Source organism: Pseudomonas sp. NPDC089547, from assembly GCF_050280665.1.
In the GTDB taxonomy this organism is placed as follows: Bacteria; Pseudomonadota; Gammaproteobacteria; order Pseudomonadales; family Pseudomonadaceae; genus Aquipseudomonas.
In genome coordinates this window covers 20347-37897 of the sequence record NZ_JBNNVS010000030.1, presented here as the reverse complement: position 1 = coordinate 37897, position 17551 = coordinate 20347, and the positions used below count along the sequence as shown (strand labels likewise).

17 protein-coding genes and 1 tRNA gene are annotated in these 17551 nt (G+C 63.0%); 11 read left to right on the top strand and 7 right to left on the bottom strand.

From position 1 onward, the window contains the following. Window positions 1–21: 21 nt before the first annotated feature. Both ACQKPZ_RS19475 and ACQKPZ_RS19470 read right to left on the bottom strand, forming a co-directional pair. Window positions 22–711 carry an NYN domain-containing protein gene (locus ACQKPZ_RS19475; protein ID WP_427541220.1) on the bottom strand — a complete coding sequence of 230 codons (690 nt, stop codon included), beginning with the start codon at window positions 709–711 and terminating at the stop codon, window positions 22–24. A 104-nt stretch (window positions 712–815) separates the two neighbouring features. Next, window positions 816–995, bottom strand: coding sequence for a hypothetical protein (locus ACQKPZ_RS19470; RefSeq protein ID WP_427541217.1), 180 nt, complete (start codon window positions 993–995; stop codon window positions 816–818). On the opposite strand from ACQKPZ_RS19470, the gene ACQKPZ_RS19465 reads away from it, so the two are divergent. Then, on the top strand, window positions 994–1578 hold the full coding sequence (locus ACQKPZ_RS19465; protein WP_427541215.1) for a D-Ala-D-Ala carboxypeptidase family metallohydrolase: 585 nt from the start codon (window positions 994–996) through the stop codon (window positions 1576–1578). The genes ACQKPZ_RS19470 and ACQKPZ_RS19465 overlap by 2 nt on opposite strands. Here ACQKPZ_RS19465 and ACQKPZ_RS19460 read toward each other — a convergent pair. Continuing rightward, window positions 1518–2435 carry a LysR substrate-binding domain-containing protein gene (locus ACQKPZ_RS19460; protein ID WP_427541212.1) on the bottom strand — a complete coding sequence of 306 codons (918 nt, stop codon included), beginning with the start codon at window positions 2433–2435 and terminating at the stop codon, window positions 1518–1520. The genes ACQKPZ_RS19465 and ACQKPZ_RS19460 overlap by 61 nt on opposite strands. A 245-nt stretch (window positions 2436–2680) precedes the next feature. Between ACQKPZ_RS19460 and ACQKPZ_RS19455 the strand changes: the two genes are divergently transcribed. The 4 genes from ACQKPZ_RS19455 to ACQKPZ_RS19440 all read left to right on the top strand — a co-directional run bounded on the left by ACQKPZ_RS19455 (window position 2681) and on the right by ACQKPZ_RS19440 (window position 7416). Continuing rightward, window positions 2681–3295 carry a LysE family translocator gene (locus ACQKPZ_RS19455; RefSeq protein WP_427541209.1) on the top strand — a complete coding sequence of 205 codons (615 nt, stop codon included), beginning with the start codon at window positions 2681–2683 and terminating at the stop codon, window positions 3293–3295. Between the two features lie 67 nt (window positions 3296–3362). Next, window positions 3363–3884, top strand: coding sequence for a sigma-70 family RNA polymerase sigma factor (locus ACQKPZ_RS19450; RefSeq protein WP_427541206.1), 522 nt, complete (start codon window positions 3363–3365; stop codon window positions 3882–3884). Next, window positions 3881–4831: a FecR family protein gene (locus ACQKPZ_RS19445; RefSeq protein WP_427541203.1), complete on the top strand. Its 951-nt coding sequence runs from the start codon at window positions 3881–3883 to the stop codon at window positions 4829–4831. Before ACQKPZ_RS19450 ends, ACQKPZ_RS19445 begins: the two co-directional genes overlap by 4 nt. A gap of 77 nt (window positions 4832–4908) precedes the next feature. Next, window positions 4909–7416: a TonB-dependent siderophore receptor gene (locus tag ACQKPZ_RS19440; protein WP_427541200.1), complete on the top strand. Its 2508-nt coding sequence runs from the start codon at window positions 4909–4911 to the stop codon at window positions 7414–7416. Between the two features lie 211 nt (window positions 7417–7627). Here the strand turns inward: ACQKPZ_RS19440 and ACQKPZ_RS19435 are convergent. Both ACQKPZ_RS19435 and ACQKPZ_RS19430 read right to left on the bottom strand, forming a co-directional pair. Then, window positions 7628–7704, bottom strand: a tRNA-Met gene (locus tag ACQKPZ_RS19435). Window positions 7705–7799: 95 nt separating this feature from the next. Beyond that, window positions 7800–8723 carry a FecR family protein gene (locus ACQKPZ_RS19430; protein ID WP_427541259.1) on the bottom strand — a complete coding sequence of 308 codons (924 nt, stop codon included), beginning with the start codon at window positions 8721–8723 and terminating at the stop codon, window positions 7800–7802. Window positions 8724–8915: 192 nt separating this feature from the next. On the opposite strand from ACQKPZ_RS19430, the gene ACQKPZ_RS19425 reads away from it, so the two are divergent. From ACQKPZ_RS19425 to ACQKPZ_RS19415, 3 genes are all read left to right on the top strand, one after another. Then, window positions 8916–10130 (top strand): MFS transporter, encoded by a 1215-nt coding sequence (locus ACQKPZ_RS19425; protein WP_427541197.1) that lies wholly within the window; start codon window positions 8916–8918, stop codon window positions 10128–10130. A 100-nt stretch (window positions 10131–10230) separates the two neighbouring features. After that, entirely contained in the window at window positions 10231–10368 is a 138-nt protein-coding gene (locus ACQKPZ_RS19420; protein WP_019437911.1) for a hypothetical protein, read from the top strand. Window positions 10369–10451: 83 nt separating this feature from the next. Then, window positions 10452–11609: an MFS transporter gene (locus tag ACQKPZ_RS19415; protein WP_427541194.1), complete on the top strand. Its 1158-nt coding sequence runs from the start codon at window positions 10452–10454 to the stop codon at window positions 11607–11609. A gap of 7 nt (window positions 11610–11616) precedes the next feature. Here the strand turns inward: ACQKPZ_RS19415 and ACQKPZ_RS19410 are convergent, their stop codons facing one another. Both ACQKPZ_RS19410 and ACQKPZ_RS19405 read right to left on the bottom strand, forming a co-directional pair. After that, window positions 11617–12573 (bottom strand): FecR domain-containing protein, encoded by a 957-nt coding sequence (locus tag ACQKPZ_RS19410; protein WP_427541191.1) that lies wholly within the window; start codon window positions 12571–12573, stop codon window positions 11617–11619. Then, window positions 12560–13075 carry a sigma-70 family RNA polymerase sigma factor gene (locus tag ACQKPZ_RS19405; protein ID WP_427541188.1) on the bottom strand — a complete coding sequence of 172 codons (516 nt, stop codon included), beginning with the start codon at window positions 13073–13075 and terminating at the stop codon, window positions 12560–12562. The genes ACQKPZ_RS19410 and ACQKPZ_RS19405 overlap by 14 nt, the downstream gene beginning before the upstream one ends. 171 nt (window positions 13076–13246) lie before the next feature. On the opposite strand from ACQKPZ_RS19405, the gene ACQKPZ_RS19400 reads away from it, so the two are divergent. The 3 genes from ACQKPZ_RS19400 (at window position 13247) to ACQKPZ_RS19390 (ending at window position 17533) form a co-directional block, all read left to right on the top strand. After that, the gene (locus ACQKPZ_RS19400) at window positions 13247–13873 is read left to right on the top strand and encodes a DNA-3-methyladenine glycosylase family protein (RefSeq protein WP_427541185.1); all 627 of its coding nucleotides are present in this window, start codon (window positions 13247–13249) and stop codon (window positions 13871–13873) included. A gap of 148 nt (window positions 13874–14021) precedes the next feature. Continuing rightward, window positions 14022–15074 carry a bifunctional DNA-binding transcriptional regulator/O6-methylguanine-DNA methyltransferase Ada gene (ada, locus tag ACQKPZ_RS19395; protein ID WP_427541182.1) on the top strand — a complete coding sequence of 351 codons (1053 nt, stop codon included), beginning with the start codon at window positions 14022–14024 and terminating at the stop codon, window positions 15072–15074. 56 nt (window positions 15075–15130) lie between these two features. After that, the gene (locus ACQKPZ_RS19390) at window positions 15131–17533 is read left to right on the top strand and encodes a DUF3772 domain-containing protein (RefSeq protein ID WP_427541179.1); all 2403 of its coding nucleotides are present in this window, start codon (window positions 15131–15133) and stop codon (window positions 17531–17533) included. Window positions 17534–17551: the final 18 nt, after the last annotated feature.

The following is a 17551-nucleotide window of genomic DNA, read 5'->3' as shown; positions in this document are numbered from 1 at the left end:
GTACTGGGGCGGCTCTCCCGATCACCAATACTCTGGTTTGACTGCCGGTTTTTTCTGGGTAGGCACCCGATCGGGAAACTGATTGGAACCAAGCTCGTCCTCGGTGACTACTCGGCGCATCCAGTGGGCGTTGTTTCGGAGTGATCCGGGCAGTGTTCGCTTCATACCCTCACGATGTGGAAGGATGACACCCAGTCGCAGGTCCGGGAAATCTTCCCTGATAGCCCTCAAGGCAGGTGTCAGGTCGGTGTCGGCAGAAACCAGGACCAGTTGCCGGATTCGCTCAGCTGCAGGAAGTCGAGCTTGCCGGGCTGCGAGCCGATACATGCTGATGGCAATGTTTACATCAGTTTCCTTTTCTTCCAATTTCCAGATGGGGACCTGATCGAGCCTGGAGGGCGGCGTTTCTTTGCTCACGAAGCGAGGCGCATTGCGCGGCTCAAGTTGATGCCTTCCGTAATGCACGTTTACTCCCTTCGCGATCAAGGCCCGAAGATAGGTGTCCTGCGCTTCCTTGGACAGGTTTCCGCGGCTGGCAAGCGACGGTTTTACACCTGAGGTGAAAAAGCTGATGGCTTTCAATTCGCTATCAGGTTGTTCGATGCGAATGATGTGCTTCAGTAAGGCTGGTAGGTCCAGCCACTTGTATTTAGTGCCTGCCACGAGGCCATAAAACACGTTGTAGCCGTCTACAAAACAGGCGGTACGCAAGGGCTACGTTCCCTGAAAACGAAAAAACCGGCACTAGGCCGGTTTTTTCACCCCAACAGCCGACGAACCTAATCATCGCGTACGAGGCTGAGTAGTAAATGAGATTATGCCACCGTAGCTGAGTGGGTCAACGGGTAGCACGATCCGGCGAACAGTTGCAGGGCAATGATGGCTGACAATGGCGGGTCATGGGTGATGAATAGCGGGGAATAGTATTTCCTGGAGTTGCGCATGAAATGGCGTGAAACATCAGCGTCGATCACGTTGGAAAGGAGAGCTGACATGAACGGTGCCAAGAGTTGGTTGCTGACAATAGGTTTGGCGTTAAGCAGTATGGTTAACGCCGATGAACGCGACCTGTGGATGTTCGCCCAATGGGCAGGCGACCATCAAACCCGGCCCTTCCGTGAAATGCTGGTGGATGCCCGCCTATACGGCGTAGTGCCTATCCACCAGTTATTGCGCTCGGCATCGGACTGGAAGCTGTGCCAGGCGTCTCCCTTTGCCGTGCCACCCACCAGCAACTGGCCGGCGGTACGATCGACCCTCTCGCTGATCAAGGCGCTTGATGAGCAAGGTATCCTGCGCCAGTTTGAAGTGGTCTCGGCCTACCGCAACCCACGCCTGAATACCTGCGCAGGTGGTGCTGCCAACAGTGCCCATACCCGCGCGTTCGCCGTCGATATACTGCTGCCGGCCTGGGCCGACCCCAACCCGCTGTGCCGCTTCTGGCAGCAGTATGGGCAGGCCTGGAGCATGGGCCTGGGGCGCTACCCGTCCGGGCGCATCCATGTGGACACCGCCGGCTATCGAACCTGGGGCGGCGATGGCAGTGCCGGGTCGTCGTTCTGCATCAAGCCCAAGTGAGCCAGGCAACGCTGGCATTCGCCCGTGACCCATTCGGCGAAGCGCTGGCGCTTGCCGTCATCTTCAAGGGTGTGTGGGCTAAGCAGGTGGTAGGCCGAGCCATCGCGCACAAAACCGAACGGTGCCTGCAACTGGCCGCTGTCCAGTTCGTCACGCACCATCAGGGCTGAGGCCATGGCCAGCCCCAGGCCGGCGCTGGCGGCCTGGATCGACAGGTAGAAGTGCTCGTAGTCGCTGCGTTCGCAGTGCCGCACCTGCTGGCCGCTCAGGCGCAGCCAGGTGGGCCAGGCGGCGGGGCGGGTGGCGCTGTGCAGCAGGCGCTGGCCTTGCAGTTGGGTGGCGGCGTTGGGGCTGCATACCGGGCCGATCCATTCGTCACAGATCTTCTGGTTGTACAACTGGTTGCCCCAGTGGAAGTCGTCGCGGCGGATTGCCAGGTCGACACCACTGCGGGCGAAGTCCAGCGGGCCACCGGCGGCCACCAGGTGCAGTTGCAGGTCGGGGTGGTCGGCGTGGAAGCGGGGTAGGCGCGGGATCAGCCAGCGCATGGCGATGGTTGGCTCGCAGGAGAGCACCAGTACATTGTCGCGGGCCTGATCCTGCAGGCGCTGCACGGCGCCTTCGAGCTGTTCGAAAATCGCCTGGGTGGTGCCTTGCAGGGCACGGCCGGCAGGGGTGAGGAAAATGGCCCGGTTGCGGCGTTCGAATAGCGCCACGCCGAGGTGCTCTTCGAGCAGGCGTACCTGGCGGCTGACAGCGCCGTGGGTGACGTGCAGGTGCTCGGCGGCGCGCACGAAGCTTTCGGTCTGGGCGGCGATGTCGAAGTAGCGGAAGGCGTTGAGTGGCGGCAGTTTCATGGCATCCCTTTTAACCTGTGCCGGCCTCTTCGCGGGCACGCCCGCTCCCACAGGTAGTGCGCTTTTCTCAGGTTTGCCGAGATCCCTGTGGGAGCGGGCGTGCCCGCGAAGAGGCCAGCACAGGCGCTATACCTCTGTGAGAAAAACTATCAGATATCCCTCACTATAAATCGATTTTTCCCCACCCATAAGCGCTAGATAATCCACTGGTCTGTGCATTTCCATCGCCTATCGAGACCCACCCCATGTCCGAACTCATCGCCGTCGCCCTGTTCACCCTGCTCGCCGTCATCAGCCCGGGTGCCGATTTCGCCATGGTCACCCGCAGCAGTTATGCACAGGGCCGCAAGGCCGGTCTCGCCGCTGCTGTGGGTATTGCGCTGGGGGTGCAGGTGCATGTGCTGTACACGGTCCTGGGCATTGCCGTGATCATCAGTCAGAACCCGCCATTGTTCCTCACCATGAAAGTACTGGGTGCTGGCTACCTGATCTATCTGGGCTACCAGTCACTGACCAATACCCGGCGTATCAGCCTTGACGGGGTTGGCCCCTCGGCTGCAGGTGTGCTGCAGGCCCTGCGCACGGGCTTTCTGACCAATGCCCTCAACCCCAAGACCATGCTGTTTGTCATCAGTGCCTTCACCCAGGTAGTCCAGCCTGGCAGCCCGCTGGCGCTGGATTTCGCCTATGGCGCGTTCATGTCCTTTGCCCATTGGCTGTGGTTCAGCCTGGTGGCAGTGTTTTTCTCCAGTACTGCATTGCGCAAGGCCATGATCGAACGGCAATTGCTGGTGGACCGTGCCATCGGCCTGGCGCTGATCGGGCTTGGCCTTGCGGTAGCGGTAAGCGGGATACGGTGAAGTGTCGATTGCATGACGGGGTGATGGCCATTTAGAATAGAATAATTCCCATTTGCGAAGCCTCGCGATGAAAACAACTCCAGCCGCCGTTGCCGACAGCCTGGACGCTTTATACAAGGGCTATCACAGTTGGTTGCTGGTGTGGTTGCGCCAACGCCTGAACTGCCCGCAGCACGCGGCAGACATGGCTCAGGACACGTTCGTCCGCTTACTCAGTGCTGGCAGCTACGTTGCCCCCCGCGAGCCACGGGCCTTGCTGGCCACGGTGGCGCGGCGCCTGCTGATCGACCGCGGCCGTCGGCACAAGCTGGAGCAGGCCTATCGCGAAGCGTTGGCATTGCATGTGCAGCAGATGGAGCAAGCGCCTTCCCCCGAGCAGGTTCACGCCGCCGTACAAGCCCTGGAGCAGATCGACCGTGCCTTATCGCGCATGCAGCCGCGGGTACGCCAGGCGTTTGTGCTGCGCCACCTCGAGGGGCTGAGCCACAGCGAAATCGCCGAGCACCTGCAAGTGTCCACCAAAAGCGTGCAGGGCTACCTGGTGCAGGCGCTGCTGGCATGCCACGCCGCTGCCGAGGCTTGCCTGTGAGCCCGGAAGTCCTCCATGAAGCCGCCGAATGGCTGGTACGCCTGGACGACCAGCCCAGCGGCCGCGACCGTGAAGCGTTTCGTGCCTGGTTGGCGCAGGACAGCGAACACCTGGACGCCTTCCAGCGCATGCAGGAAACCTTGGCGCCCTTGCAGTTACTCAAGCAGGCCCCGGCTTGCAGCGCGCTGCGGGCGCTCAAGCAACAGCGGCGTTCGGCCCACGCCCTGAAGGCGCTCGCGCTGGCTGCCGTGCTGGCCCTGCCATTAGGGATGCTCGTGCAGCAGGGGCCGGTGTACCTGCTGGCCGATATCCGCACCGGCAGCGGCGAATGGGCCACGCGGCAGTTGCCCGATGGCAGCCTGCTGCGGCTGGACGGTGGGTCCGCCGTCGACCTGGACTTCGATGAGCGTACGCGCACGGTTCACCTGCTGCGCGGGGAAATCCTGGTGGATGTGGCCAAGGACGCCGGGCGCCCGTTCAAGGTGGTGACCGAGCATGGCAGTGTGCGGGCATTGGGCACACGCTTTGTGGTGGAGCAACTGGCCGAAGGTTCGCGCCTGGCAATGGTCGAGTCCAGCACTGAAGTCGACAGCCATGGCCAGCGGCGGGTGGTGTCGGCAGGCCAGGAACTGTACTTCGACGCGACGGGGCCAGGCGAGGTGCAGGCCATCGACGGCAGGAGTGTGGAGCAGGCCTGGGCGCGACACCAGCTGGTGGTGCGTGAGCGGCCGTTGGTCGAAGTGCTCGAACAGCTGGGTCGTAATCATTCGGGCTACCTGCTGTTCGACCGCAAGGCCCTGGCAAACATCCGCGTGACCGCCGTGTTGCCGGCCGACGATAGCGAGCGTGCATTGCGCCTGTTGGCACGCAGCCTGCCGCTGGGCATCGATCACTACACGCCCTGGATCACGCGGGTGCGCTACCTGCCCGAATCCGAGCTCAGATAAAAAAGATTCCCACCTGCTTCCAGTTCCCGATTTCCGTGCGTCCTTGTCGTAAGCCAACATAACGGAGTATCGGGAACATGCTTTCTACACTGCGCGCGCGCATTCCTTTCACGCCTCGCAATGCACTGGCATTAGGTCTTCACCTGGGGCTGGGCAGCCTGCCGCTGCTGCTGGCACCGCTGGCGCTGGCCCAGCAGCAGGTTCAGCGCTATGACATCCCGGCCGGCGCCTTGGGTGATGTGCTCAGCAGCTTCGCACGGCAAGCAGGCGTGGCGATTTCGTTCGACGCCACACAAGTGGCTGGGCGGCATAGTGCGGGCTTACAGGGCAGTTATGGTGTGAATGAAGGCTTCGCCATGCTGCTGGGCGGGCAGGGCATGCAGGCGCAGGGGAGTGACGACGGCTTCGTGCTGGTCAGCGTGCCGGGCAATGAAGGGGCGTTGGAACTGGGCGCGACCACCATCAACAGCCAGTTGCTGGGCAGCACTACCGAGGGCACGGGTTCGTATACCACGGGTATCACCAACGCTGCTACCAAGCTCAACCTCAGCCTGCGCGAGACGCCGCAGTCGGTCAGTGTAATGACCCGCCAGCGGATGGAAGACCAGAACCTGCGCAGCATCGGGCAGGTACTTGAGCAAACGCCGGGGGTCAATGTGCAGAGCCCGGGCAGTGATCGCCTGTATGTGTTCTCGCGCGGCCTGGCGATCGACAGCTACCAGTACGACGGCATGCCCACCACCACGTTCGCATTCAGCCAGGCGCTGCCCCAGGCGCTTTCGGACATGGCGATCTACGACCGGGTCGAAGTGGTGCGGGGGGCTACCGGCTTGTTGACGGGGGCGGGCGACCCGTCCGGCACGGTAAACCTGGTGCGCAAGAAACCCACGGACCATTTCAGGGGCTACATCAGTGGTGGGCTGGGTTCCTGGGACCTGTACCGCACTGAAGTGGATGTGTCCGGCCCGTTGACCGACAACGGTGCCGTGCGCGGCCGTGCAGTAGCGGCGTACCAGCAGGGCAACAGTTTCACCGACCACCTGCAGCAACAGAAGACTATCGTGTACGGCGTCAGCGAGATGGACCTGTCGCCGGACACGCTGTTTACCCTGGGCGTGGAGTACCTGGACAGCGACCCGCGTGGTTTCTCCACCACCGGCTTGCCGGTTGTGGCCACCGATGGCTCGGGGCGTGGTTTCCAGTACCGCATGCCGCGCTCGTACAACGGTGCCAGCCGCGATAGCAGCAACCATCAGGAGTCGGTGAACACCTTCACCTCGCTTGAGCAGCGGTTGGGCGAAGGCTGGTCACTCAAGCTCGCCGCCAATTACCTGTACGGCACCCGAGACTACGACTCGGTCATCGTTGGTACCACCACAGGCGTGGTCAACCCGGCCACGGGCGATGGCTTGCGCTACACCGCCACCAAGGGTGACAACACGCAGAAGCAGCGCGGTGTCGATCTGATGCTCAGTGGCCCGTTCCAGTTGCTGGGGCGTGAACACGAGTTGGTGATGGGCTTCAATTACCAAAGCTACGAGAACCGCCGCAACGGCTTTGGCAACTTGCTGGCCAACGGCAGTAGCAACAATGGTGTCAGCGGTGTGCCGGTGAACATCTGGACCTGGGATAACCAAGGCCCGACGCCGTCCTACAACTTCAACCGTGAGGACGACGATATCGACCAGCGCCAGACCGGCGCCTACCTGGCCACGCGCCTCAAACCGACGGATGACCTGTCGGTAATTCTGGGTGCACGGGTCAGCAACTACCAGTACGACGCCCTGTTCCACTACCACGTCGCCAGCCTGCAACCCTACGACACTGACGACTCGGTCAAGGCCACTGGTGAAGTGACACCCTATGCTGGCGTGGTCTACGACCTGAACGATGTGCACTCGGTTTATGCCAGCTATACCAGCATCTTCAAGCCGCAGCCTTATCGTAGCCAGGCCGGGAAGTTGCTGGAGCCGCGCGAAGGTGACAACTACGAAGTCGGCCTGAAGAGCGAGTACTTTGGTGGGCGATTGAACACCGCCATTGCGCTGTATGAAGTCAAGCTGGACAATGATGCCGTCGCCGACGGGACCGTGGCCGGCAGCGATGGCCTGATTACCGCTTATCGTGCGGAAAAGACCACCACCCGCGGTATCGACATGGAGCTGATCGGGGAGCTGGCGCCGGGCTGGAACCTGGCAGCCAGCTATACCCATTCCAGGGTAAAGGACAACGACGGTGAGCGGGTCAAGACCACCATCCCGATGGACATGTTCAAGCTGTGGACCACTTACCAGCTGACCGGTGACCTGGAGCGGCTGACCCTTGGCGGTGGTGTGAATTGGCAGAGCGGCATGCACTTTACCGCCACACCGTGGCAGGTCAGTAACCCTGTGAAGATCAAGCAAGGGGACTATGCCACGGTTGGCCTGATGGCCCGCTACCAGTTCACCCGGCAGTGGTCGGCGACTGCCACCGTGAACAACCTGTTCGACAAGAAGTACTTCAGCTCATTCGATGACAACTTCAACAGTGCGTCGTATGGCGAGCCGCGCAACTTCATGCTGAGTTCGAAGTGGGAGTTCTGATCCCGGCCTTCGTGCGGTCCTTGTAGGAGCGGCCTTGTGTCGCGATAGGGCCGCAGAGCGGCCCCAGAATTTCTGCATCATGCATGAATTGCCGGGGCCGCTTTGCGGCCCTGTCGCGACGCAAGGCCGCTCCTACAGGGGCGCAGTATCTTCTGGATTTATCGCAGGCAAAGAAAAAGGGCTTACCTTGCGGTAAGCCCTTCGTCTTGTTTGGTGGCTACACAGGGACTTGAACCCCGGACCCCAGCATTATGAATGCTATGCTCTAACCAACTGAGCTATGTAGCCGATGGCGCGCATTATTCTCTTGAACGGCCCCCCTGTCAACACTCATTTCAAAAAAAATTTGCACGCTTTCAAAAACTTAGCGGCCGGGCGCGGTTTCAGCGCACCACAAGCCAGTGCCCGAGCACGCCCTGCAACTGCAGATGCTGGGCCGCAGCCAGGGATTGCAGGCTTTGCTCAGGCTGATCGAGGTTGAAATCACCGCTTATCCGCCGATGGGCCATTTGATCATCCATCATCCACACGCGCTGCCCTTGGTAGCCGGCAAGGCGTTCCAGCACTTGCCCCAATGGCATGTCGATGGCTTTCAGGCGACCGTTGCGCCAGCTGTCGGCGGTTTTCAGGTCAGCCTTCTGTACCGGGTCGATACGCGTGTCATCAAAGGTGACCCGCTCACCTGCAGAGACCATGCGCTGATCACCCCCTTGGGTGACCATGGCCTTGCCACTGAGTACCACCAGTTCATCATGACCTGCATGGCGGGCGACCTGCAGACGGGTGCCGAACACCTGGATACGTGCGTTGCCCACGTCCACTTCCATGGCCCGCCCGTCTAGCACCACTTCCAGAAACACCTGGCCCTGCACCAGGTGCAACTGGCGGGTGCGGCCACGCAGGTCGACGTTCATGGCGCTGGCGCTGTCCATGTTCAGCGTGGTGCCATCTGCCAGGCGGGTGCTGCGGCGCTCGCCCACGTCGGTGTGCAGCTCGCTGGCCAGGCGCTGCATCAGCGGCCAGTACAGGTAGGCTGCAGCGCCCAACACGAGCAGGAACACAAGTGCCAGCCATTTGCCCAGGTGGCTGCGGCGCACGGTGACTTGCCGTGGGCGCGGGCGCGCGGGTGGTGGTTGCAGTTGCTGCCAGAAGGTCTCCAGCTCGGCATAGGCGTGAGCGTTTTCTGGTACCTGGCACCAGGCCGCGAATGCCTGGCGCTGGGCTTCGTCACAGCCGGGTTGGCGCAATAGCGAAAACCACTCCAGCGCTTCCTGCTGTGGGTCTGGCTGCAACTGCATGGCGGGCATCGGGCTCATGGGGTCGGTCTGCTCACGATAGGGGCCGTTTCGCCCAACGATGACAGGGGTTTGAGTCAAGGATGCTAATTATATTGAGAACCATTTTCAAGTACGTCGCGACAGAGGGATAAAAAAGGTAGCTATGTATCTATTTGTTTCCTGATAATCGGATCCCAAACCTGAGCACGGAGATTTAGGCAAATGGCCATCAGTAGTGCCTCCACCGCAACCACCAGCGCAACGGCAAACCAAGCCACGCCGCTGGTGATGCGTATTATTGGTTTCTGTGCCCTGGCGCACCTGATCAACGACCTGATCCAGTCGGTGCTGCCGGCGATCTACCCGATGCTCAAGGCCAATTACAACTTGAGCTTTGCGCAGATCGGCCTGATCACCCTGACGTTCCAGATCACCGCGTCGCTGCTGCAACCTTGGGTCGGCTTCTTTACCGACCGCCGGCCCACACCGAACCTGTTGCCGATGGGCACCGTGTGCACGCTGGTGGGCATCGTGATGCTTGCCTTTGTGGGCAGCTTCCCGATGATCTTGCTGGCCTCGGCGCTGGTGGGGATCGGCTCGTCGACGTTCCACCCGGAAACCTCGCGCATTGCACGCCTGGCCTCGGGCGGGCGCTTCGGCCTTGCACAGTCCACGTTTCAGGTGGGCGGCAATACCGGCTCGGCCCTGGGCCCGTTGCTGGCGGCGGCCATCGTCATCCCGTTCGGCCAGACCCACGTAGCCTGGTTCGGCCTGGCCGCGCTGTTCTTCCTGGGCGTCACCCTGATGCTGCGTGGCTGGTACAAGGAACACCTCAACCAGGCGAAGGCGCGCAAGGCGGTGCAGGCCACCCATGGCATCTCGCGCAATCGGGTCATCGCGGCGCTGATCGTGCTGGGCCTGCTGGTGTTCTCCAAGTACTTCTACATGGCCAGCTTCACCAGCTACTTCACCTTCTACCTGATCGAGAAGTTTGATGTGTCGGTGGCCAGCTCGCAGTTGCACCTGTTCCTGTTCCTGGGGGCGGTGGCGGCGGGTACCTTCTTTGGTGGGCCGATCGGTGACCGCATCGGGCGCAAGGCGGTAATCTGGTTCTCGATCCTGGGGGTGACGCCGTTCACCTTGGCGTTGCCGTATGCCGACCTGTTCTGGACCACCGTGCTGAGCGTGGTAATCGGCTTTATCCTGGCTTCGGCGTTCTCCGCGATCGTTGTGTATGCGCAAGAGCTGGTACCGGGCAGTGTGGGCATGATCGCCGGGATCTTCTTCGGGCTGATGTTCGGTTTTGGCGGCATCGGCGCGGCGCTGCTGGGGTATGTGGCAGACCTGCGTGGCATCGAATATGTGTATGGGGTGTGCTCGTTCCTGCCGTTGTTCGGGTTGTTGGCGGTGTTCTTGCCGAGTACCGGCAAGCGCTGATAAAGCCGGGGCTGCCTTGCAGCCCCGACAATTGACGACCTGATCACCGTTGGCCTAGAGTGCCGCCTCTTTTTCAACCGCCCACAAAGTAGCCAACGCAATGCGCCGTACCCAGTCCCTCCCACACGCCCGCCAGCCTGCCCTCCAGGCCCTGCGCCGTGCGTGGCCGAGCGACACGGTGCTCAAGCGCCGTCGCAGCGTGCTGTTCGCCTTTACCTTCTCGCCACACCTCGCCTGAACTGATCTGCGCTTTTGCGTCGCTCGCCACCCCGGCGTGCGCGCCTGTGTCTGCACGTCTTTTCGGTTTGCAAGGAGTGGTACATGAACATGCGTTTGCTGGCGGGCCTGTTGTTCGCCGTTTCGGTCGTGGGTTTCAGCCTGGGGGCCAGCCTGCCGCTGGTTTCGTTGCGCCTGCATGAGGCCGGGGCCGGCACCCTGGAAATCGGCATCATTTCGGCCATCCCGGCCGCAGGCATGATGCTCTCGGCGTTTCTGGTCGATGCCTGCTGCCGTCACCTCACCCGGCGTACCATCTACTTGCTGTGCTTCAGCCTGTGCACGGTCAGCATTGCCTTGCTCGAGTCGGCGTTCGGCTCGCTGTGGCTGCTGGCGCTGCTGCGCCTGGGCCTGGGGCTTGGCATGGGCATCGCCATCATCCTCGGCGAGTCGTGGGTCAACGAACTGTGCCCGGAGCACAACCGCGGCAAGATCATGGCCCTGTATGCCACCAGTTTCACCGGCTTCCAGGTGCTTGGCCCGGCCATGCTGGCGGTGCTGGGGGCTGACAGCCCGTGGATCACCGGGGTGGTCACTGCCTGCTATGGCCTGGCGCTGCTGTGCATCGTGCTGACCGTACCCAACGACCATGTCGAGCATGAAGAGGGGGAGAAGAGCTTCGGCCTGGCCGGGTTCTTCCGTGTGGCGCCGGCGTTGTGCGTGGCGGTGCTGTTCTTCTCGTTCTTCGATGCCGTGGTGCTGTCGCTGCTGCCGGTGTATGCCACCAGCCATGGTTTTGCCGTGGGCGTGGCCGCGCTGATGGTGACCGTAGTGTTTGCCGGCGACATGCTGTTCCAGTTGCCGCTGGGCTGGTTGGCCGACCGGGTTGAGCGCACCGGGCTGCACCTGGTGTGCGGGCTGGTGGCGATGGCGATTGGCATCGGCCTGCCTTGGCTGCTGAACATGACCTGGCTGCTGTGGCCGCTACTGGTGGTGCTGGGCGCGGTGGCCGGCGGTATCTATACCTTGGCGCTGGTGCTGATCGGGCAGCGCTTCAAGGGCCAGGACCTGGTTACTGCCAACGCCAGCGTGGGGTTGCTGTGGGGTGTGGGCAGCCTGATCGGGCCGCTGCTAAGTGGCGCGGCGATGGATGTTGCGCCGCACGGCCTGCCCATGGCCCTGGCGTTGATGGCAGGGCTGTTCGTGTGCTTTGCCCGCCAGTCGTACCGGCGTGCGGGGCGGATGCGTGCGGTAGCGGAGTGATCGCGCTTCAGGCTGCGCCGATGTTTACCCAATAGCGCGTCCTGTAATCGACCCGCACGGGCAGGCTGCGCGTGAGCAATTGCAGGATCTGCCCGGTGTCGGCCAATTGGAAGGTGCCCGACACCTTCAGGTTCGCTACCTCAGGGGCGCAGCGCAACAGGCCCGGGCGGTAGCGGGCGAGTTCGGCGACAAACTCGGCCAATGGCATCTGCTGTACGCTGAGCACACCGTCGGTCCAACCCCAGGGGTCGCTGTGCAAAGTCACCGCCTGGACACTGCCGTTTGCCGCGACCTGCAGGGTTTCGCCTTGCTCTATCAGCCGCGCACCGGCAGAGGAGGGGAACAGTGTTACTTCGCCACGACGCACTGACAGCAGCAGCCCCTGATTGTTTTCGCGCAGCAACAGTTGGCTGCCCAGGGTGGTCAGCGGGCCGACGCGGGTGTTGATGCGGAAGGGGCGGTTGTCATTCGGGTTGCTGTCCAGGCTGACTTCGCCCTGTAGCAGCTCCAGTTGGCGTTGCTCGGCACTGTAGTGCAGATCGATGGCGCTGGCGGTGTTGAGCTGGATACGGCTGCCGTCACTGCCTTGCCACTGGCGCCGTTCACCGGTGGCGGTGCTGCTGTCGGCCAGCAACTGCGGCAGGCCCAATGGCTCGCGCGCGGCCCAGCCCAGGCTGCCGCCAATGGCCAGAACGCCCAGCAGTTTGAGGTGGTCGCGGCGGCTGACCTGTTGGCGCTGGCTGCCGGCCAGGGTGCGCCGGCTGAGGTCCCTGGGCAGCCCGGCCATTTCGTCGCTGAGGTGGCTGACACGTTGCCAGGCCAGCGGGTTGTGTGGGTGGCTGGCCAGCCACTGCTGGAATTGTTGCTCGGTACGCGCGCTGGGGCGGTCAAAGCGCAGTTTTACCAGCCAGTCGATGGCCTGGTCGACCTGCGCCTGCGCCGGCGTGATGTCAGGCGTCGGCATAGCGCAACCGGTAGCAGGCGCCCAACGCCTTGGCCAGGTCGCGCTCGATGGTGGCGCGGGACACATCCAGCTGCTGGGCGATCTGCACAATGCTCAAACCGTCCAGTTGGGCCAGCAGAAACGCTTGGCGTGCACGTGGTTTCAACTGGTGAAGGGCACGGTCAAGACGGTCCAGTGCATCAAGAATGACCAGCCGGTGCTCTTCGCTGGGCACCTCGGCTTCGGGCAGGTGGGCAAGGCTTTCCTGGTAGGCCCGCTCCAGCGCACCACGGCGGAACTGGTCAATCATCAAGCCACGGGCGATGCTGCTAAGGTAGGCGCGCGGCTCTTTCAGCGGCGACACCTGGCGGGCCCGCAACACCCGCACAAAGGTATCCTGGGCCAGGTCGGCGGCTTGTTCGCTGCAGCCGACGCGGTTGCGCAACCAGCCACGGAGCCAGCCATGGTGGGCCTGATACAGCAGAGCGACCTCGGTCGGCTTGAGCGTGTCGTTGATCTGCATCTTGGCGAAGGCCCGGTTCCGTGTAGTGTGCGATTGCGAATATTTCTCAATTCTATGCGGGTACACCGGCGTCGGGCAATGGTATGCCAGGAATTAGCCGCGCAAGAACCGGCGTTTGTCCGATGAACGGCTGCGCTAAGCTGCACCTGCAATAAACGTGATGGAGCCGCCATGATTCTTGCCGACCTTTCGCCACAGGCCTACCGCGAGGCTACCGATTACCTAGCCGCGCTGGATCCGGACTGGTCGCGGCACATTGCTGCCGTTGGGCCCTGCCTGCACCAGGCCACGCCGGGGCGTGAGCCTTACGAGGCGTTGGTCAGGGCCATTGCCTATCAGCAACTGCATGCCCGTGCCGCCGAGGCGATCCTTGGTCGCTTGCTGGCGCTGTTCCCACAGGCTGAATTTCCGTCGCCGGAGCAGTTGTTGGCAGCCAGCCCGGAGTCCCTGCGTGCCTGTGGTTTCTCGGCAAGCAAGCTGGCCACGGTGCAGGGCATTGCCCAGGCGCGGCTGGAGGGTAGGGTGCCAACGCGGGAAGAGGCTTTGGCCATGGCCGATGAAGCCTTGATCGAGCGCCTGGTAGCCTTGCGCGGGGTAGGGCGGTGGACGGTGGAGATGCTGTTGATCTATTGCCTGGAGCGCTCGGACATTCTGCCGGTGGACGACTTTGGCGTGCGCGAAGGGTATCGGCGGCTGAAGGGGCTGGACAAGGCGCCGACCCCGGCGCAGATGCGCTCGCTGGGTGGCGGCTGGCGGCCTTACCGCACGGTGGCGGCCTGGTACCTGTGGCGGGCCTGAGGCACTTGCATTGCCTGTACCGGCCTATTCGCGGGCAAGCCCGCTCCCACAGGTACTCCACAGGGCGCGGACATTGTGCAATCTCTGTGGGAGCGGGCGTGCCCGCGAATAGGCCAGTACAGGCGACAACTTATCTGGATGCTGACCCATGACCCGTTACACCACCCCTGACCAGCGCTGGCAAGCCGTAGAGTCCCGCGACACCACCGCCACCGGCCACTTCGTCTACGCCGTGCGCACCACCGGCGTCTACTGCCACCCCGGCTGCAAATCGCGGATGGCCAAGCGCAGCAACGTCGAATTCTTCGACACCCCCGTTGCCGCCGAAGCGGCCGGTTACCGTGCCTGTAAACGCTGTATCGCCAAGGCCAGCACCACCCGCCATAGCCAACTGGTCACCCGTGCGTGCCGCCTTATCGAAACCAGCGACCCTGCGCCTAGCCTCGACCAGCTCAGCGCCCAGCTGGCCGTGAGCCCCTTCCACCTGCACCGCCTGTTCAAGGCTGAAACCGGTGTTACCCCCAAGGCCTACGCCACCGCCTTTCGCGCCCGGCGCTTGCGTGCGCACCTGGATGACGGCCAGCGCTCAGTCACCGACGCCATCTACGACGCTGGCTACAACTCCAACAGCCGTTTTTACGAAAGCGCCGACCAGCGGCTGGGCATGCGACCCCGGCAGTACCGCTCCGGTGGCACAGGGGCAACCATCCACTTTGCTGTAGGCCAGTGTTCGTTGGGCGCGATTCTGGTGGCCCAGAGCGAGAAGGGTATTTGCGCCATTCTGCTGGGCGACGACCCCGAAGCCCTGCTGCAAGAACTGCAAGACCAGTTCCCCAAAGCCCGCCTGATTGGCGGCGACAGCGGCTACGAGCAACGGGTTGCCGAAGTGGTGGGTTTCGTCGAGGCCCCGGCGCTGGGCCTGGCCTTGCCGCTGGATGTGCAGGGCACAGCGTTCCAGGAGCGGGTGTGGCAGGCCCTGCGCGAGGTGCCGGCAGGCACCCGGGTCAGTTACACCGACATCGCCGAGCGCATCGGCGCGCCCAAGGCAGTGCGCGCGGTGGCCATGGCCTGCGCTGCCAATCACATCGCCGTGGCCATCCCTTGTCATCGGGTAGTGCGCCGCGACGGCGACATCAGCGGCTATCGCTGGGGTGTCGAGCGCAAGCAGCAGCTGCTGAAGCGAGAAACGGCACTCTCCTGATTGCCTGAAGCCGCGTAGAATCCCCCGCCAAATCGAGTTGTAAAGAGGAAACTTCGATGAGGCGTGTCAGCCTTGCCCGCTATTGCGCAGGCCTTATGGTCCTGATGTTGGCGCTTGCCAGCCCGGCCTGGTCGGCCCCGACCACGGCATTGTCCAACCTGGCAGCTGCCGAAGCGCCAGCGCTGGATGAAAACGCCAGCATTGAACAACTGAGTGACCGGCTGGACCTGATCCGCCAGGGCGTCACCAGCGAAGCCAACGACGACCTGCTGTCGCAACTGCGCCTGGCCGCCATGCAGGTGCAACGCCAGGCGGATGCACTGAGTGCACAGCGCACCGCTGACGTAGGCAAGCTCGACGACAAGCTGAAGGTCATCGGCCCGGTCCAGCCGGACGAGGCCGCCACCCTGACCCAGCAACGCAAAGCGCTGGAGGCCGAGAAAAAGGCCCTGGTAGCCCAGCAGGATCAGGCCACCAAGCTGACCCAGTCGGCCCGGGACCTGTCCACGCAAATCGTCAACCTGCGCCGCAGCCAGTTCAACTCGCAGATCACCAGCCGCGCGGCTTCGCCACTGAGCCCGGCGTTCTGGCAAAGCATCATTCGCCCCACCCAGGACGACGTGGCGCGCCTGCGTGACCTGCGCGGCGAGGCTGCCGATGCCATCGGCAGTGCCTTCAGCGCCGAGAACCGCTGGCTGTTCCTCACCAGCCTGGTGGCGGCGATTCTGGTCTGGACCTTGGTGCGGCGCGTACTCGAGCGGTTGCTGGCCAATGCCATGGTCGGCTGGTTGCCCGAGGGCCGACTGCGCCGCAGCGCCTTGGCCCTGGGCGTCAGCCTGGCAACCCTGGGCACCATTGCTGGCTCTGTGTCGCTGCTGCGCTGGGGGCTGGAGAGCAGCGCCGAGTTGGGCGCCGATATCGCCAGCCTCACCAACCACATTCTCACCCTGGTGGTGTTCAGCGCCTTCATCACCGGCCTTGGCCGCGCCATGCTGATGCTGCAGCGCCCGTCCTGGCGGCTGCCGGCGATCCATGACGAAGTCGCCAGTGCGCTGGGCTGGTTCCCCAAGGTGCTGGCATTGGCGCTGATGGTCATGATGACCATGGAGCGCATGAACAGCGTGATCGGCGCCAGCCTGGCGCTGACCGTGGCCGTCAATGGCCTGACCGCGCTGGTGGTGGCGTGCATTTTTGCCGGCGCGCTGCTGCGTTACCGTCACACGCTGCGCAAGCATGAACTGGAGCGCCCCACGGGCCTGGCCGGGCTGATCCCGTTCGTGATGGTCATCTGGTTGGCGTTGATCCTGCTGGCGCTGCTCACCGGTTACCTGACACTCGCCTATTTCCTTACAGCCAAGCTGCTGTGGGTGAGCCTGGTGGTCACCTGTGCCTACTTGTTGACGACCTTCTTCGGCGACCTGTGCGAAACCCTGCTGTCGCCACGTCAGCCCGGCGGGCTGGCGCTGGCCGCCACCCTGGGACTGGCGCCTCGTCACCAGGCCCAGGCCAGCACTATCCTGGCCGGCATCGGCCGCACTATCGTGCTGTTCCTGGCGCTGTTGCTGGTGTTGATGCCGTCGGGTACCAGCCCAAGCGAGTTGCTGCTGAGCCTGGGTGACTGGGATGGTACTGGCGGCAAGTTGCTGGGCAACCTGAACATCGTGCCGCAGGACATCCTGCTGGCGCTGGGGATTTTCTTCGGTGGCTTGTTCGCCATTCGCGTGGTCAAGCGCTGGCTGAGCGATCGCCTGCTGCCGGAAACCGACATGGACGCCGGCATGCGCGCCTCGCTGGTGACCCTGGTGGGTTACCTGGGCTTCCTGTTCCTGGCCATGCTGGTGATGTCGACCTTGCGCATCAACCTCACCAGCCTGACCTGGGTGGTAAGTGCGCTTTCGGTAGGTATCGGTTTTGGCTTGCAGCAGATCGTGCAGAACTTCATCTCCGGCCTGATCCTGCTGACCGAACGCCCGGTGAAGGTGGGCGACTGGGTCAGCCTGGCGGGCGTGGAGGGTGATATCCGCCGCATCAACGTGCGCGCCACCGAGATCCAGATGTCTGACCGTTCGACGGTGATCGTGCCCAACTCGCAGTTCATTTCGCAGAACGTGCGCAACGTGACCATGGGCAATGCGCTGGGCGTGGTCGGCATTACCCTGACACTGCCGCTGGAGACCGATGCCAACCGTGTGCGTGAGCTGTTGCTGGCGGCGTACCACGAGCATGAGGCGATTCTGGATGCGCCGGCTACTTCGGTGTCGTTCAAGGACCTGACCAGCAGTGGGATGGTGATTGGGGTCAGTGGTTATGTAGCGGGGCCGCGGCAGGTTTCGGGTACCCGTAGTGACTTGCTGTTCACCATTCTTGGGCGGTTGCGCGACGAGGGCATCCCGCTGTCTTCGCCGCAAAGTATGGTGCTGGTCCAGGAGGGCTCTCGCCCCACTGACGAGTCGGTGTGAAGAGCGGGGGCGCAAAGC

What these genes read in the sequence shown, in the direction of transcription:
- ACQKPZ_RS19410 (WP_427541191.1), bottom strand. Translation starts at nt 12,573, where the DNA reads ATGCCGACGCCTGACATCACGCCGGCGCAGGCGCAGGTCGACCAGGCC.
- ACQKPZ_RS19405 (WP_427541188.1), bottom strand. Translation starts at nt 13,075, where the DNA reads ATGCAGATCAACGACACGCTCAAGCCGACCGAGGTCGCTCTGCTGTAT.
- ACQKPZ_RS19455 (WP_427541209.1), top strand. Translation starts at nt 2,681, where the DNA reads ATGTCCGAACTCATCGCCGTCGCCCTGTTCACCCTGCTCGCCGTCATC.
- ACQKPZ_RS19450 (WP_427541206.1), top strand. Translation starts at nt 3,363, where the DNA reads ATGAAAACAACTCCAGCCGCCGTTGCCGACAGCCTGGACGCTTTATAC.
- ACQKPZ_RS19415 (WP_427541194.1), top strand. Translation starts at nt 10,452, where the DNA reads ATGAACATGCGTTTGCTGGCGGGCCTGTTGTTCGCCGTTTCGGTCGTG.
- ACQKPZ_RS19465 (WP_427541215.1), top strand. Translation starts at nt 994, where the DNA reads ATGAACGGTGCCAAGAGTTGGTTGCTGACAATAGGTTTGGCGTTAAGC.
- ACQKPZ_RS19460 (WP_427541212.1), bottom strand. Translation starts at nt 2,435, where the DNA reads ATGAAACTGCCGCCACTCAACGCCTTCCGCTACTTCGACATCGCCGCC.
- ACQKPZ_RS19420 (WP_019437911.1), top strand. Translation starts at nt 10,231, where the DNA reads ATGCGCCGTACCCAGTCCCTCCCACACGCCCGCCAGCCTGCCCTCCAG.
- ACQKPZ_RS19390 (WP_427541179.1), top strand. Translation starts at nt 15,131, where the DNA reads ATGAGGCGTGTCAGCCTTGCCCGCTATTGCGCAGGCCTTATGGTCCTG.
- ada (WP_427541182.1), top strand. Translation starts at nt 14,022, where the DNA reads ATGACCCGTTACACCACCCCTGACCAGCGCTGGCAAGCCGTAGAGTCC.
- ACQKPZ_RS19430 (WP_427541259.1), bottom strand. Translation starts at nt 8,723, where the DNA reads ATGCCCGCCATGCAGTTGCAGCCAGACCCACAGCAGGAAGCGCTGGAG.
- ACQKPZ_RS19440 (WP_427541200.1), top strand. Translation starts at nt 4,909, where the DNA reads ATGCTTTCTACACTGCGCGCGCGCATTCCTTTCACGCCTCGCAATGCA.
- ACQKPZ_RS19425 (WP_427541197.1), top strand. Translation starts at nt 8,916, where the DNA reads ATGGCCATCAGTAGTGCCTCCACCGCAACCACCAGCGCAACGGCAAAC.
- ACQKPZ_RS19400 (WP_427541185.1), top strand. Translation starts at nt 13,247, where the DNA reads ATGATTCTTGCCGACCTTTCGCCACAGGCCTACCGCGAGGCTACCGAT.
- ACQKPZ_RS19470 (WP_427541217.1), bottom strand. Translation starts at nt 995, where the DNA reads ATGTCAGCTCTCCTTTCCAACGTGATCGACGCTGATGTTTCACGCCAT.